Origin of the sequence: Microlunatus endophyticus (assembly GCF_014646195.1) — a bacterium.
Taxonomy (GTDB): Bacteria; Actinomycetota; Actinomycetes; order Propionibacteriales; family Propionibacteriaceae; genus Microlunatus; species Microlunatus endophyticus.
This window is the reverse complement of the sequence record NZ_BMMZ01000003.1, coordinates 406318-420624: the sequence shown is the minus strand read 5'-3', so window position 1 is coordinate 420624 and position 14307 is coordinate 406318. Positions and strand designations below refer to the sequence as shown.

General features: G+C 66.5%; 12 protein-coding genes. 4 read left to right on the top strand and 8 right to left on the bottom strand.

All coding sequences use genetic code 11. The features are described from left to right. Window positions 1–188 precede the first annotated feature (188 nt). The 5 genes from IEY07_RS08795 to IEY07_RS08775 form a co-directional block, all read right to left on the bottom strand. Window positions 189–1061 (bottom strand): transglutaminase family protein, encoded by an 873-nt coding sequence (locus IEY07_RS08795; RefSeq protein WP_188894802.1) that lies wholly within the window; start codon window positions 1059–1061, stop codon window positions 189–191. Then, entirely contained in the window at window positions 1061–2029 is a 969-nt protein-coding gene (locus IEY07_RS08790) for an alpha-E domain-containing protein (RefSeq protein ID WP_229669870.1), read from the bottom strand. The genes IEY07_RS08795 and IEY07_RS08790 overlap by 1 nt, the downstream gene beginning before the upstream one ends. Before the next feature lie 17 nt (window positions 2030–2046). Next, window positions 2047–3741: a circularly permuted type 2 ATP-grasp protein gene (locus IEY07_RS08785; protein WP_188894801.1), complete on the bottom strand. Its 1695-nt coding sequence runs from the start codon at window positions 3739–3741 to the stop codon at window positions 2047–2049. 86 nt (window positions 3742–3827) lie between these two features. Beyond that, window positions 3828–4967, bottom strand: coding sequence for a hypothetical protein (locus IEY07_RS08780; RefSeq protein WP_188894800.1), 1140 nt, complete (start codon window positions 4965–4967; stop codon window positions 3828–3830). A 56-nt stretch (window positions 4968–5023) separates the two neighbouring features. Continuing rightward, window positions 5024–6847 carry a glycoside hydrolase family 2 protein gene (locus IEY07_RS08775; RefSeq protein ID WP_188894799.1) on the bottom strand — a complete coding sequence of 608 codons (1824 nt, stop codon included), beginning with the start codon at window positions 6845–6847 and terminating at the stop codon, window positions 5024–5026. Window positions 6848–6926: 79 nt separating this feature from the next. On the opposite strand from IEY07_RS08775, the gene IEY07_RS08770 reads away from it, so the two are divergent. The 3 genes from IEY07_RS08770 (at window position 6927) to IEY07_RS08760 (ending at window position 9521) form a co-directional block, all read left to right on the top strand. Then, complete coding sequence (locus IEY07_RS08770) at window positions 6927–7592, top strand: nucleoside/nucleotide kinase family protein (RefSeq protein WP_229669869.1); 666 nt, start codon at window positions 6927–6929, stop codon at window positions 7590–7592. Window positions 7593–7661: 69 nt separating this feature from the next. After that, window positions 7662–8933, top strand: coding sequence for an MFS transporter (locus IEY07_RS08765; RefSeq protein ID WP_188894798.1), 1272 nt, complete (start codon window positions 7662–7664; stop codon window positions 8931–8933). Between the two features lie 66 nt (window positions 8934–8999). Next, window positions 9000–9521, top strand: a complete 522-nt coding sequence (locus tag IEY07_RS08760) for a pyridoxamine 5'-phosphate oxidase family protein (protein ID WP_188894797.1) — start codon at window positions 9000–9002, stop codon at window positions 9519–9521. Between the two features lie 3 nt (window positions 9522–9524). Here the strand turns inward: IEY07_RS08760 and IEY07_RS08755 are convergent, their stop codons facing one another. Further along, complete coding sequence (locus IEY07_RS08755; RefSeq protein WP_188894796.1) at window positions 9525–9836, bottom strand: ArsR/SmtB family transcription factor; 312 nt, start codon at window positions 9834–9836, stop codon at window positions 9525–9527. Between the two features lie 116 nt (window positions 9837–9952). On the opposite strand from IEY07_RS08755, the gene IEY07_RS08750 reads away from it, so the two are divergent. After that, window positions 9953–11083, top strand: coding sequence for an MFS transporter (locus IEY07_RS08750; protein ID WP_188894795.1), 1131 nt, complete (start codon window positions 9953–9955; stop codon window positions 11081–11083). Here IEY07_RS08750 and IEY07_RS08745 read toward each other — a convergent pair. Together IEY07_RS08745 and IEY07_RS08740 are read right to left on the bottom strand one after the other, a co-directional pair. Next, window positions 11050–12621, bottom strand: coding sequence for a glycoside hydrolase family 6 protein (locus IEY07_RS08745; protein WP_444543320.1), 1572 nt, complete (start codon window positions 12619–12621; stop codon window positions 11050–11052). The genes IEY07_RS08750 and IEY07_RS08745 overlap by 34 nt on opposite strands. 109 nt (window positions 12622–12730) lie before the next feature. Further along, entirely contained in the window at window positions 12731–14122 is a 1392-nt protein-coding gene (locus IEY07_RS08740) for a glycoside hydrolase family 6 protein (RefSeq protein WP_188894793.1), read from the bottom strand. Window positions 14123–14307 lie beyond the last annotated feature (185 nt).

Below are 14307 nucleotides of genomic sequence, written 5' to 3'. Positions count from 1 at the left end.
GTGGGCATCTCCTCGCTTCCCGTCGTACCGGCCTCGCTTCCCGTCCGTGCGTCCGCTTCCGTTGCCCGCGAAGCGAAGGCATGTCGGGGAAGCGAGGTCCTTGGGGCTGGGATGGAAGTGAAGCGAGGGCGCCCCTGGGACGGGACCGGCTTGGGATTGGACCGAGCTGGCATTGGACCGGGAGCGAGTCAGGAGAGCAGGGTGATCTCCACAGAGACGTCCAGTTTGCTCGACGCGTTGCCGGAGAAGAGGCCCTTGAAGGGGGCGACATCGGCGTACTCCCGGCCGCGGGCGACGACCACGTGCTCCGGGCCGGCGGGGATGGCGTTGGTGGGGTCGTAGGCATGCCAGCCGCCGTCCCACCACTCCACCCAGGCGTGGCTCTGACCGATCACCGGTTCGCCGGTGTTGGCCTCGGCCTTGGGATGCAGATAGCCGGAGACATAGCGGGCCGGGATCCCGGCGGTGCGCAGCATGGCGATGGTCAGGTGCGCGATGTCCTGGCAGACGCCCTTGTGCTCCGACCAGACATCGGTCACTGAGGTGTGCACGCCGGTCGCTCCGGGGACGTACTCGATCTGATCATGGACGAACCGGCTGGTGGCCAGTGCCGCCTCGTCTGGGGTGTCGCCGCGGACGATGTCGCCCACCAGGCCGGCCAACTCGTCGTTGGGCTCCGTACGGGGTGTGTGCCGCAGGTATTCGGTCAGCCGGTCCCGGTTCGCCGGGTCCGAGAGCCGTTGCCAGCCGCCCGGTCTGAAGGCCGGATACTCCCAGGTGTCGATCAGGCTGGTCGCGATCACGTGCAGCTCGCGGTGCGGCACGTTGATGTCGAAGGCGGCCGCCTCCGTGCCCCAATAGTCGCGATAGCGGAAGACGGCCGCGGACGGCCGGATATCCAGCCTGCTGTGCAGAGTGGTCTGGTGCTGGTCGGACACCGGTGTCATCCGGACCTCGTTGTAGGAGGCGGTGACCTCGTTGTCGTATTCGAAGGAGGTCTCGTGCCGGATCCGCAGCCGGTGCGTCGTCGCGATGTGCTCCTCGGTGACTTCGGTCGCCATCAGGCTCCTTCCTGCGCCCAGGCCATCGCCCGCGCTGCCTGGAAGAAGCGGCTGGCCACCGCATCACTGACCTCGGAGCAGGTCCGCTCAAGATCACGCAGCAGTCCGGGCAGGTTGGAGAGCAGATCCTCGGTGCTGCGATACTCCAGCAGCGTACGCGTCCGGCCCAGCCGGCGGCGGGCGAAATCGTGCACGCCGACCCGGGTCTGCTCGGGATCCAGCTCCGCCAGACATTCCTCCGCGGTCGACAATGCGGAGAACACCGAGCGCGGGAAAAGCCTGTCCAGCAACAGAAACTCGATCACCGACGCCTCTTCGACCTCGGCCCGGTAGCTGCGCAGGAAGGCCTCGTTGGCGCCGCAGGACAGCAGCAACGCCATCCAGGACGGCTGGCCTCGGCCGGGAGCACCGGGCAGTGCCCTGGTCATCAGCAGCCGGGCGGTCATGTCGACCCGTTCGAGGTTGCGGCCGAGCACCAGCAGCCGCCAGGCGTCGTCGCGGCTCATCGTCAGGTCGACGATGCCGGCCAGGGTTGCGGTCTGCTCGCGGACCCAGGAGAAGAAGACGTGCGAGCCGAGGATCTCCGACCTGCGGCGTACCTCCGGCAGGGTCAGCCAGGTGGTATTGAGGCTGGACCAGAATTCGCTGGACAGGATCTCCCGGGCACCGCGGGCATTCTCCCGGGCCGCGGTGATCGCACCGTTGATCGAGGTCGCGGCAGGGGAGTAGGCGAGTTGATCAAGAACGCCGACGCTGCCGATCGGCTCGCCGTCGGGCACCTCGATGCCCATGATCCCCAGCAGTGACCGGCAGGCGGCATTCTCCTCGGCCCACGGATCCTCGACCAGCAGCCGCAGGTGCACGTCGAGGGTGCGGGCCGTGACGTCGGACCGCTCGAGATAGCGGCCGATCCAGAACACCGACTCGGCGATCCGGCGAAGCAATCCGCTGTGCAACGGCGCATCCATGGTTTCCCCTCGCTCGGTCACTGTTGCTGTTGCTGCTGGGCCGACGACGACCCGGCCGGGCCGAAGTCCCGCGGCGCGAACTCGTCGTCCATCGAATCGAATGTTCCGTTGGCCTGTACCCACGAATCCCGGGCCTGCCCCCACGATCCCTGGGCCTGGCCCCACGATCCCTGAGCTTGTCGAAGGGCCTCGACGTCGCCGTCGGACAGCTCCGGCAGAGTCGGGTGCTCGGCGGCCGCCTCGGAAAGATCACCAAGATCAACCGAGACCGTACGCTCCTCGCCGGCCGCCAGCACCCAGGTGTCCTTCGACCCACCACCGCGACTGGAGTTGACCACCAGCTGCCCCTCGCCGAGAGCGACCCGAGTCAGCCCGCCCGGCAGCACCCAGACCTTCTCCCCGTCGTTGACCGCGAACGGACGAAGATCAACATGACGTGGCTGGAAGGCGTCGCCGACGAAGGTCGGCACCGTCGACATCGAGATCACCGGCTGGGCGATCCAGGCCCGTGGATCGGCGATCACCTTGCGGCGCAGCACGTCCAGGGTGCGCTCGTCCGCCTGCGGACCGATCACCAGACCCTTGCCGCCCGAGCCGTCGACCGGCTTCAGCACGAGTTGATCAAGCCGGTCCAGGACGTACTCGCGGGCGTCCGGATCACCGAGCCGATAGGTCTCGACATTGGGCAGGATCGGTTCCTCGCCGGTGTAGTAGCGGATCAGATCCGGCACGTAGCTGTAGATCAACTTGTCATCGGCCACGCCGTTGCCGATCGCATTCGCCAGCACCACGTGCCCAGCGCGGGCCGCGTTGACCAGCCCGAGGCAGCCGAGCACCGACCCGGGCATGAACTGCACCGGATCCAGGTATTCGTCGTCGACCCGGCGGTAGATCACGTGCACCGGTCGTTCGCCGGCCGTGGTGGGCATGAAGACCCGGTTGCCGGCACAGAAGAGATCGCGGCCCTCGACCAGCTCGACGCCCATCTGCCGGGCCAGCAGAGCATGCTCGAAATAGGCGGAGTTGTGCACGCCCGGTGTGAGCACGACGATGGTCGGGTCGTCGACGCCGTAGGGAGCTGCGGCCCGCAGGGCGGCGTGCAGCCGGTTGGCGTAGTCGGAGACCGGCCGCACCCGCGAACTGGCGAACGCCTCCGGCAGCACCTGGGTGAGTGCGTGCCGATTCTCGATCACATAGCTGACCCCGCTGGGGATCCGGACGTTGTCCTCCAGCACTCGGAAGGTGCCCTCGGTGTCGCGGATCAGGTCGATGCCGGAGACGTGGATCCGTACGCCATTGGGTGGTTCGATGCCGAAGCTCTCGCGGTGGAAGTGGTTGGACGTCAGCACCACCTCGCGCGGCACGATGCCGTCCGCCAGGACCTGGCCGGGGCCGTAGACATCGGCCAGGAACGCCTCCAGCGTCCGCACCCGCTGCTGGACGCCGCGGTCGATCAGATCCCACTCGTCGGCGTCGATCACCCGCGGCACGATGTCGGTCGGGAAGGGCCGCTCCTGCCCGTCGTAGGCGAAGGTGACGCCGCGATTCATGAAGGTCCGGGCCAGCGCGTCGACGCGCGGCTGGAGCTCGGCGGCACCCAACGGCTGCAGCGCGGTCAGGATCGACTCGTACGACGGGCGGGGCGAATCTGCGGACGCGAAGGTCTCGTCCCAACTCCCGGCGAGTTCGTAGGAGTCGAACAGGTCAGCCATGATCGGACAGTAGCCCCGCCCGCGTTACAGCCGCATTGCATCTGTAAACAGCAGATATCTGTGCAGTGCTGTTTGTTCGGCGCGATCTATGCCGCCGGCAGCGTCGTACGGCTCAGGGTGCGGCGGTCTCCGGCCTGGGTGATGACGTAGGCCTGTTGCCCTTGCGCGACCCCGCTCATCGGCTTGCCGTGCGGACCGACGCCCCGTAGCCAGCGGCCGGCGGACTCGTAGAGCAGTCCGGTGTCGGCGTCGCCGTCGTAGGCGATCGCGCGGAGGCCGGGACGACCGATGGCAGCCGGCCGGGCACCGTCCTGGACGACGCGGACCTCGGGCAGTCCGTTGATCCGGGCGACGTGGCTGCCGGACACCGTCCAGGCGGCGAGGCGGCCGTCCGAGGTCCCGGCGACCAGGCAGTCGGTGGTCTGCCCGGTACCGGTCCAGCAGGCGATGCTCAGTGCTTCGCTGCGGTTACCCGCCCCGGGCAGCTCGATCCGGTGCCACCGCTTCTGGTCGGGCCGGACCCAGACCGAGGCCACCTGATGCACCCGGCTGTCGAGGTGGGTGGTCGATCCGGCCAACACCACGTGCTCGGCGTCGGCGGCAGCGGCCTGGACCGACACCAGCGTCGTACGCGTCGTGTCCAGATCGGTGCCGGTCGGATCGGGCTGCGCCCAGTGGCTGCCCACCGGCTTGCGGTCGGGGACCCAGATGCCGCCGTCCAGGCCCGAGTCACCGAACCGGTAGCTGCCGGTGATCAACGGGCCGTTCTTGTTGGTGACAACGGCTTCGAGGTCACCGCCGTTGACACCGCCGAAGGTCTCCAGTGTCTGCGGATATTCCGTGATCGTGCTCGTGTCGCCGGTCCACACGGTCCACCGGGAGTTGCCGTGGGCGCCGCCGTGCACATTGCCGAGCGCGGCGATTCTGCCGTGATAGGCGGCGATCGAGACGAATTCGGCGATCTCAGAGTAGGGGGAGTTCATGCCGAGGTGCACCGGGTGCACCGCGTGATGTCCGTCCAGGGTGGCCAGCCAGGGTCCGGCTCCCCGGCGACCGCCGATGATCAGGTCCTGGTCGGCGGCGAGGGCGGTCGGCCGTACGCCTGCGGGCAACTGCACCGCGCTCCACGCCGGTCCGGGTGAGTCCTTGATCGTCGTCCCCGTGCAACCGGCCAGCACCGTGGCGGCGGCCAGCAGGGCGGCGACAGCAACGGGCCGGGACGACATGCAGCCAGTGTGGACTGCAGCCGTCCCGACCCGGGAGCGGTTTTGCTGTTCTGTGACTACTTCTCGTAGGCGGCGGGCCGCAGCTGGGCCGCGCGGACCCGCGAGACGTCGAGCTTCTCCGAGCGGTCGAAGCGGTAGATGCCGTTCTCCTCCTGGAAGACGTCGGTCAGCTGGGTGTAGCAGTAGCCGAACATGTTCGGATCGTCGAGCAGCGCGGCGGTCAGGCCGGCGAACCGCTCCTGGAAGCCCTCCTCGTCGACGACCCGGTCACCGTAGCCCCACGATTCGTTGCGATCGGTGCCCTGGACATTCGTCCGGTCCGGATTCCACCAGATGCCGCCGAACTCCGAGACGAAGTACGGCTGGCCGGTGTAGGGGAGTGAGATCGTCCGGCCGTTCCAGTCGTTGGTGTACGGCTTGTCCTGCGCCAGCCCGGCCTGGTTGGCGGCGAACTTGTCAGGTTCCTGCTCGTAGTCGTGGCTGTCGTAGACGTCGGTCTCGGGCACCCGGTGGGAGTAGCCGCTGGCATCCAGCACCGGTCGGCTGTGGTCGGCGGCCTTGGTGGCCAGGAACATGCCGCGGGTGACGTCGTCGAGGACAGTGATCTTGTCCATGAGCGGCTGCCAGGTCTCGTTCGTCGGGCACCAGCCGATCAGCGACGGATGGTTGTAGTCACGGGAGACGACCTCCAGCCACTGGGTGATCACCGACTGGGTCGGCTGCTGATGATCTTCGACCGGGCCGTAGCCGCCGACACCCCAGTCGCCGAATTCGCCCCAGACCAGATAGCCCAGCCGATCGGCGTGGTAGTAGAACCGCTCCTCGAAGACCTTCTGGTGCAGCCGGGCGCCGTTGAAGCCGGCCGCCAGTGACAGCTCGATGTCACGGACCAGCGCGGCGTCACTGGGCGAGGTCATCAGGGACTCGGGCCAGTAGCCCTGGTCGAGCACCAGCCGCTGGAAGACCGGCTTGCCGTTGATCTTGATCTGCTTGCCGTCCAGGGACACCGACCGCAGGCCGGCGTAGCTGGTCACCCGGTCGACGGAGTCATCACCGGAGACCAACTCCACGACGACGTCGTAGAGATGCGGATCCTCGGGCGACCAGGGGCGTACGCGATCGGCCGTCATGCTCAGCTGGGTCACCGGAGCAAGATCAAGATCGGCCCGTACGGTCTGCTCGGCGACGGTGCCGTCCTGATCGCTGATGGTGATCTTGACAGAGCTGTTGGTCCGGTTGGCCGAGAGTGCGGTCTCGACCAGGAACGAGTTGGACGCCAGTTGCGGTGTGATCTTCAGCGACTTGATGTAGTCCTGCGGTACGGCCTCCAGCCAGACGGTCTGCCAGATGCCGGTGGTCCGGGTGTAGTGGCAGTCCTGGTTGAAGAAATTCAGCGACTGCTTGCCGCGCGCCTGGATCGCCTCCCGCGGGTCCCGCGCCCGTACGACGATCGTCGCGGTAGCGCCCTGAGCCTGTCGAAGGGCAGCGGAGATCTCAAAGGTGAACGAGCTGAATCCACCGCGGTGCCGGCCGACCTCCTGGCCGTTGACCCAGACCGTGGTGTCGTGGTCGACGGCGCCGAAGTGCAGCAGCACCCGGCGACCGGACCAGTCGGCGGGGACCTCGACGCTGCGGCGATACCAGACCACCTCGAGATAGTCGGTGTTGCCGATCCCGGAGAGCTCGGTCTCGGGGGCGAAGGGGACGGTGATCTCGCCGGTCAGGTCACGGTCCAGGAGGCCGCGGTGCAGGCCGCTGTCGCCGGAATCGATCTCGAACTGCCAGGTGCCGTTGAGGTTGAGCCAATCCGGCCGCTGGAGTTGGGGCCGTGGGTATTCCGGTTTCGGGATGTCAGAGCCAGGATTCTGCAAGGTGGACATGGCCGGAACGCTAACAACAATGTGAGACAGGTTCAACGTTGTAACGCCCGGCGCGGACACCGCTGCATAAGGTGGCGCCGTGAGCGTGGGGACAGAGCGGGTCGAGTGGCCCGGAGCGGGAAGCGACGTGCTGCTGGAGCGGGCCACGCGGCTGCTCGAAGCAGGTGGACGTCGGCACCTCCTGGGTATCGCCGGTGCGCCGGCGTCGGGCAAGTCGACCCTGGCGGCGGAGCTGGTCGCCGAGCTCGGCGGTAGCCATCCCGGCCGGGTGGCGCTGCTCGGGATGGACGCCTTCCACCTGGCCCAGGTCATCCTCGATCGCCGCGGGCAGGCCGAGATCAAGGGCGCTCCGGTGACCTTCGACGCGGTCGGCTATCTACGGCTGCTGGAGCGGATCACCGGAACCGACGAGACGGTCTACGCGCCGGTCTTCGATCGAGGGATCGAGGACTCGATCGCGCATGCGGTGGAGATCACCCCGCAGACGTCGTTGATCATCACCGAGGGCAACTACCTGCTGCTGGACGACGAACCCTGGCGGCAGGTCCGTCGGGCGCTGGACGAGGCGTGGTTCATCGAGTTGGACGAGGCCGTACGCCAACAGCGGCTGCTCCAGCGGCACCTGTCCTTCGGGCACGAGCCTGGCGAGGCACGGGAGCGGACCTACGGCAGTGACCAACGAAATGCGGAGTTGATCAACGCCAAGCTGCTGACCCCCGACGTCTGGATCAAGCACGTCTCCTGACCTACTTGTCTCAAGATAAGAGATTTGCGTCTCGCAAATTGGACGATCATGGCATCGTTCTGAGTGCCCATGAATGACCAGACCCGTAGCGGCGAGCAGCCGTCGGCCCGTGCCGGAGAGCCGGAACACCCGTACTGGAAGCGAAATCTCGCGGTCGGAGTCGGTGGCTCGTTCACCACACTGATCGCGATGACCCTGCTGCTGCCGTACCTCCCGCTCTACATCGAGCAACTCGGCGTGACGGGTCAGGCCCGGGTGACCAGCTGGGCCGGCATCACCTACTCGGCGACCTTCGTGACGGCCGGTCTGACGGCGCCGATCTGGGGCCGACTGGGCGATCGCTACGGGCGCAAGTCGATGCTGGTGCGGGCAAGCCTCGGGATGGCGATCGTGATGTCGGCGATCGGTCTGGCCCAGGACCAGTGGCAGTTGCTGGGACTGCGGCTGATCGTCGGCCTGCTCGGCGGCTATTCCTCCGGTGCAACGATTCTGGTCGCTGCGCAGGCGCCCGAGCGGCGCCGGGCCTGGGCCTTGGGCGTCCTGTCGTCGGGCATCATGGCGGGCAACATCGCCGGCCCGCTGCTCGGCGGTATCGCGCCGGCTCTGATCGGCATCCGCAACACCTTCTTCGGCAGCGGCGCGTTGATCTTCCTGGCGTTCCTGGCCACCGTGTTTCTGATCAAGGAAGACCGTACGGCTCGTCCCGCCGCAAAGTCCGAGGCGGTCAAGCCGAGTTGGGCCGATGTACCCGACAAACCGCTGGTGCTGGCGATGCTGGGCATGTCGGTGATCTTGATGATCGCCACGCTGTCGGTGGAGCCGATCGTCACGGTCTACGTCCGCGCGCTGACCGGCTCGGTCGCCGGACTTTCGGTGATCTCCGGCGTCGTCTTCGCGCTGAGCGCAGCGGGGTCGATCATCTCCGCACCCTGGCTTGGGCGGTTGGCCGACCGGGTCGGCCGATTGCCGGTGCTGGTCGGCTGTCTGACGGCAGCGGCGATCCTGCTCGGGCTGCAGGCGCTTGCCGGCAACATCTGGGTGTTCGGCGTGCTGCGGTTCGCGATGGGCCTGGCGCTGGGCGGCCTGATGCCGACGGTGACAGCAACGCTGCGTTCGTCGCTTCCCGACCGCGTCGTCGGGCGGGTGCTCGGCTACAACGTGTCGGCGCAGTACGTCGGCCAGGTGATCGGCCCGATCCTGGGCGGTTTCGCCGGCGGCCACTTCGGCATCCCGTCAGTCTTCGTCGCGACCGCCGTGCTGGCGCTGATCGGTGCCGGCGGGGCATACTCGATCCACCGCTCCCACAGCGTTGGAGCGCTGAGCCTGTCCAAGCGCACGTGACCGGTCCCTTCGACAAGCTCAGGGACCTTCCGATTGGTCATAGAGAGGCGTGGGTAGTGCCCGTCTATGAGCGACCAGAGCAATGCCGAAAGCCTGAACACCGACGAGCGCGTCGAGGCCGACAAGCAGGCGATCGCCGAGGTCGTCGAGCGCGCCCGGATCGCTATCGTCACGACGATCGCCGCCGACGGGTCGCTGGTGAGTCGTCCGCTCGCGGTGCAGAGCCGCGCTTTTGACGGCGACCTCTACTTCTTCAGTCCTGATCCGTCGGACAAGACAGATCAGGTCCGCCGCAACCCTGCGGTCAACGTCGCGATCGAGAGCCGTGGCGACTACCTGTCGATCGCCGGCACCGCCACGATCACCAAGGATCGGGCCTTGATCGACGATCTGTGGAACGCCGGCGCGCAGGCCTGGTTCGAACGGGGTCAGGACGATCCGTCGGTGGCGTTGATCAAGGTGCACGCGGAGTCGGCCGAGTTGCAGTCGACCGACACTCCCAAGATCATCGCGATGGCTAAGTACGCCAAGGCCATGATCACCAAGGACCAGCCGGATGTGGGCGACAAGACCCGGGTGGATCTGTAGGGATCAGCTCAGGACCGCCTGCAGGAGCCCGGGGAAGCGTTCCTCGAGATCGGCGTGGCGGATCTCGATGATCCGGTTGCGGCCGATCACCTCGGTTGTGGTCAGGCCGGCCGCGCGGAGCACCTTCCAGTGGTGGGAGATCGTCGGGGCGGTGACCTCGACGCCGCTGTCCTTGGCCAGTGCCGTGCAGTTCTGGGGCTCGCCGCTGCGATAGAGCGTGCGCATGATCTCCAGGCGGACCGGGTCGGCCAGCGCTCCGAGCACGGTCGACAGGTCGATCGATTCGGTTGTCGGCTGCGGCAGTCGCCGTCCCACGAGTCCTCCAATCCTGGATCCTTTGACGTTCATCTAACAATAGTCTAGTGTCGTCCAATGTGACGGTTAGACAAGCATCAAACAATGTCTCTCGCGCCGGCACGTTCCGTCTCCCGATGCTCGCGGTCGGCACCTTCACGCTCGGCATGGACAGTTTTGTGCTCAGCGGACTGCTCCCCGAGATCGCGCGCGACCTGGGAGTCACGGTCGCCGCGGCCGGACAGCTGACCACGATCTTCTCGGTCGTGTACGCGGTCGGATCGCCGGTGATCGCTGCCGTGACCGGTCGCTGGGACCGACGGATCGTGCTTGCCGGTGGCATGATCACCTTCCTTGCTGGGATGATCCTGCAGGCGACCGGCCCCGACTACCCGATCGTCGCTGCCGGCCGGGTGTTGGCCGCGATCGGTGCCGCTGCGTTCCAGTCCAACGCGTACGCGGTCGCCGGCACGCTGGCCGCACCCCAGCGCCGGGGCCGCGCTCTGGCGCTGGTGGCTGCTGGGGCGACGATCTCCACCGTGATCGGAGTCCCGTTCGGCGTGCTCGCCGGCCAGTGGTGGGGCTGGCGGACGGCGATGTGGCTGATCGCGGGGCTGGCGATGATCAGCGCGGTGGTGGTGCCGCTGCTGCCCGCGGTCAAGTTGGCCACCACCGGGCTGGTCGAACGGTTGCGAGTGGTCGTCCGTCCGTCGGTGCTGCTGGTGCTGGTCAACGCGATGCTCGTGCTGATGCCCGGCTTCATCATGCTGACCTATTTGCCGGTGATCGTCGCTCCGGCGATCGCTGGCACCTTGCTGGTGATCACGCTGGTCGCGCGTGGGCTCGGGCAGGTCGTCGGCACCCAGGTCGCCGGGCGCTTGGTCGACAGCCGCGGACCGATGCCGGTGTTGATCACCGGGTCGATCGGCTCGGTTGTCGCGCTCGGCCTGTTGATCATGGACCGCGGCGTGCCTTGGGCAGCGATGGCGACGCTGCTGCTGGCCGGCTTCTTCGTCGGCCTGCTGTTTGTGCCCAACCAGGCGCGGATGTTCACCGCAGCGCCGGATGTGCCCGTCGTCGCCGTCGGGTTGCTGGGCTCGGTGCTCTATGTGGCTGCCGCGGTCGGATCGGCTCTGGGTGGGGTGGCGCTGCATGTCGGGGGAGCCGGCTGGGTGGTGATCGTCGGACTGGCGGTCCAGTTGCTGGCCGCTGTGGTCCTGGTCGGCCAGCGCGCTCATCGTGGCAGCGGTAGCTCGCTGATCGTCTGATGGGCAAGCGATCTCTGCACGAGATCGAGTGCGTAGCTCTGGAACCATCCGGATGCAGCGTCGCCCGGAAAGCAACCACCATCGGTCTCGCCGGGCGGCTTGATCCAGAGGAATGCGTCCACGTTGGGATTACCGGTCACCGGCGTCGGCCGCTGGCCGAGCGCCCGTCCGCGCTGATTGCAGAAACTGTGGGCCGCGTCGGCGCTGCCGGCCGGAGCTCGCCCGAGCCCGTTGCGCGATGTGTCGATGACGTAGTGCAGGCCGTGCACCCCGTGCTGGGCAAGATCCTCGAGGAGCTGATCTCCGTATTGCATCTCCTTCTGGGTCGAGCCGTAACTGGAGACATTGATCGCCAGCCCGCGAGCGCCCTGCAGGCCGATCTGTAGCAAGGTCGGGACGACTTGGGCAGGCTTGAGCTGCGAGCTGCCGGCGTGCAGGTAGACCCAGGTGTTGGGGTCTTTCGACAGGGTTTGGACGGCATACCGGAGCATGGCGATTCGATCATTGCGCGCAGCGGTTCCCAGACAGGACATCCCGATGGCATCAGGCTCGGCGATGACGACCGTAGGCCGGCCGGCGATGCCGGCCCGGACCTGTCGGATCCAGCTCTCGTAGGCCGAAGGGCCGCCCAGGCCGCCTGCCGCATACCCGCCGCAGTCGCGCTTGGGAATGGCGTACAGCACGAACTCCGGTGTGGTGTGCTGGGATACCGCCTTGGTTTCGATCGCGTCGATCCCCGCTTGCTCGTCGGGTGATCCGCCGAGCCAGACGGCGGTCGGCGTCGCAGCAATCTGGTAGAGGAGCTGGCGGGTCGAGGCGTCGGACGCGTCCTGGTAGGCGGTCCAGGCCTTGCTGTGTTGGTAAAGGTATGGGGGCTGGTCGAGTGGTCCTTTGCCTGTCGTAGTGGGCCAGGACCATGAGTCGTTGAGCCTTGCGGAGAAGGCGACGCTGGCTTCACTCCAACCGGACTCGGCGAGACTGCTCCGAGCGTCGGTCGTCGCCGGATATTGACTTCGATGGCGTTTGACCATCCGGAAGATCTGGGTGGTTCCGCAGTCCGGCTGCCCCGCGAAGGCATAGAAGGCGATCCCGGTGTCGCGGTAACCGTCGTCTACGGCCTGGGTGATCTCGTCGGTGTTCGCGGTGTAAAGGCGGTCGCCGGTCGCATGTTTGGTCAACTCGTGTACGGCACCGAGCCCAGGTTGGGGTTCGGTGCTGACATTGAAGGGCTGCCCCAGATCTCTCGTGAAACCGGATCCTAGTGACTTGGCCGCATCGGCAGCATTCGTCGTGATCATGGTCGCACCCGTCTTGGGATCGACCCTTTGGTAGGCGGGTGTGGACAGGTCGGGACAGTTCGGCGTCGGCGTGGGTGTCGTTGTCGGCGACGGACTGGCTGTCGGTCGCGTGTTGCCCGACGGCGAAGCACTCGCTGCCGGCGCACCGCCGCCGGCTCCCGGTCCGGCATGCAGGATGATTCCGCCGATAACGACAACGGCCAGGAGAACAATCAGAAGGGCAACCGCCGGCCGCCGCAAGTGCGCCAAATCCCGTGTTCCCCCCGGTCCACGCCGACGCCGCGCGCCGGATCAATGTTGAGATCCTACGTTGGCGTCGGCGTGGCCGAAGGTGTTCCAATAATCTCGTCTAGTTCGGTGGCGTCAAGGGCGTGATGATGTCGTTGTTCAATGCCCGCTGTGTGATGTCCAGGGCGTAGCTCTGAAACCATCCCGTCGGATCGCCCGGGTGACACTGACCATCGGACTCGCCCGGGGGCTTGATCCACAGCCATGCGTCAACGGCCTTGTCACCCGTGCTGGTGGTCGGACGCTTGCCCACTGCCCGGCCGGGAGGGTTGCACCAGTTGGGAGCTCCGTTGGGGTTGGTGCCGGATTTGATCGGGCCGACTCCGTTACGGCTGGTGTCGACCACGGCATGCTTGCCGGTCACGCCGATCTTGGCCAGCTCGGCGAGCATCGAGTCAGCGTAGGCAGTCTCCGTTGCAGTCGTGCTGAAGCTCGAGACGTTTACGGCGATTCCGCGGCCGTATTGCACGCCCACCTGCTTCAGTACCGGAGCAAACGTGTCCGTTGGCAGGCTGCTGCCGGCGTGGATGTACGCATAGGTGGTCGGGTCGGCACTCAAGGTCTTCATCGCATACTTCAGCATCGCAATCCGGTCTGCCTTACCGGAGGCGGACAGGCAGCCCATGCTGATCGCGTCGGGCTCTACGATCACGATCGTCGGGCGCTTCGCTATGGCCGCTCGAATCGAATTGATCCACTTCTCATAGGCGGACACGCCACTCAGTCCGCCGGCGGCATAGCCTCCACAATCCCGGTCAGGGATCGCGTACACGACGAATTGTGGAGTCTGCTTCAATTTTGCGGCTTTGGCCTCGATGCTGCTGACGGTGCCAGGATCGCTGGCATAGCCGCCGAGCCAGATTGCCGTCGGGGTGGCGGCGACTTGATAGAGAAGTTTCTCGGTCGAGGCGTTGGTCGCCGAGTCGTAGGCCTTCCACGCCTTACTGATCTGATTCGCGTAGAACTTCTGGTTGAGCGGAGTGGCCGGCGTCGTCGGGGTCGTCACGGGTGGCGCAGTCGGTGGCGGTGTCGGCGCTGCCGCCGTGGTGGCCGATGCGGCGTAGAAGGCGACCTTGTCGTAGGTCCAACCACTCGAGCTGAGGCTCTTGCGCTGCGCGGCCGTGGTCACGTACTGGGTAACGTGATTCTTGTCGTAGCGGTAGACAGGTATGAGGCAACTCGCCGCTTTGTTGGCGGCGTAGAAGCTCGGCGACGCGTCCTGATACCCCTTCTTGATCAAGGACGCACGCTCTGAAGCTGCCCAGATATACCGAAAGTCGTGGGTCTTCGGGCTGTACATTCGGCGAATTCCGACCAGACCGTTTGCAGCCTTCAGGCTCACTCTAAAAGGCGTGCCGAGATTAGTCGTGAATCCGTAATTCTTCTTCGCGCCGCTGGACTCATTCGACCAGGGTGTGACCAGCGTCGTCTTGAGAGCCGGGTTGTTGCTCACGTAGGCGGTTGTGGTCAACGCGGCGCAGGATGCAGTAGTTGCAGCCTGGGTAGCAGTTACAGGAATCGCTGTGGTTGCAAGGGCGAGGGCAGCAGTGGCCAAGCCAAGCGATGTCGGGGGACGCATCGGATAGCCTCTCCCGGCCCGCCGGGGGGACAATGGGGGGTTGTTCGATTAACGGGCCG

Bases quoted from the DNA above. Each gene is read 5' to 3' on its own strand.
- IEY07_RS08775 (WP_188894799.1), bottom strand. From the start codon at position 6,847: ATGTCCACCTTGCAGAATCCTGGCTCTGACATCCCGAAACCGGAATAC.
- IEY07_RS08780 (WP_188894800.1), bottom strand. From the start codon at position 4,967: ATGTCGTCCCGGCCCGTTGCTGTCGCCGCCCTGCTGGCCGCCGCCACG.
- IEY07_RS08765 (WP_188894798.1), top strand. From the start codon at position 7,662: ATGAATGACCAGACCCGTAGCGGCGAGCAGCCGTCGGCCCGTGCCGGA.
- IEY07_RS08790 (WP_229669870.1), bottom strand. From the start codon at position 2,029: ATGGATGCGCCGTTGCACAGCGGATTGCTTCGCCGGATCGCCGAGTCG.
- IEY07_RS08795 (WP_188894802.1), bottom strand. From the start codon at position 1,061: ATGGCGACCGAAGTCACCGAGGAGCACATCGCGACGACGCACCGGCTG.
- IEY07_RS08785 (WP_188894801.1), bottom strand. From the start codon at position 3,741: ATGGCTGACCTGTTCGACTCCTACGAACTCGCCGGGAGTTGGGACGAG.
- IEY07_RS08750 (WP_188894795.1), top strand. From the start codon at position 9,953: ATGCTCGCGGTCGGCACCTTCACGCTCGGCATGGACAGTTTTGTGCTC.
- IEY07_RS08760 (WP_188894797.1), top strand. From the start codon at position 9,000: ATGAGCGACCAGAGCAATGCCGAAAGCCTGAACACCGACGAGCGCGTC.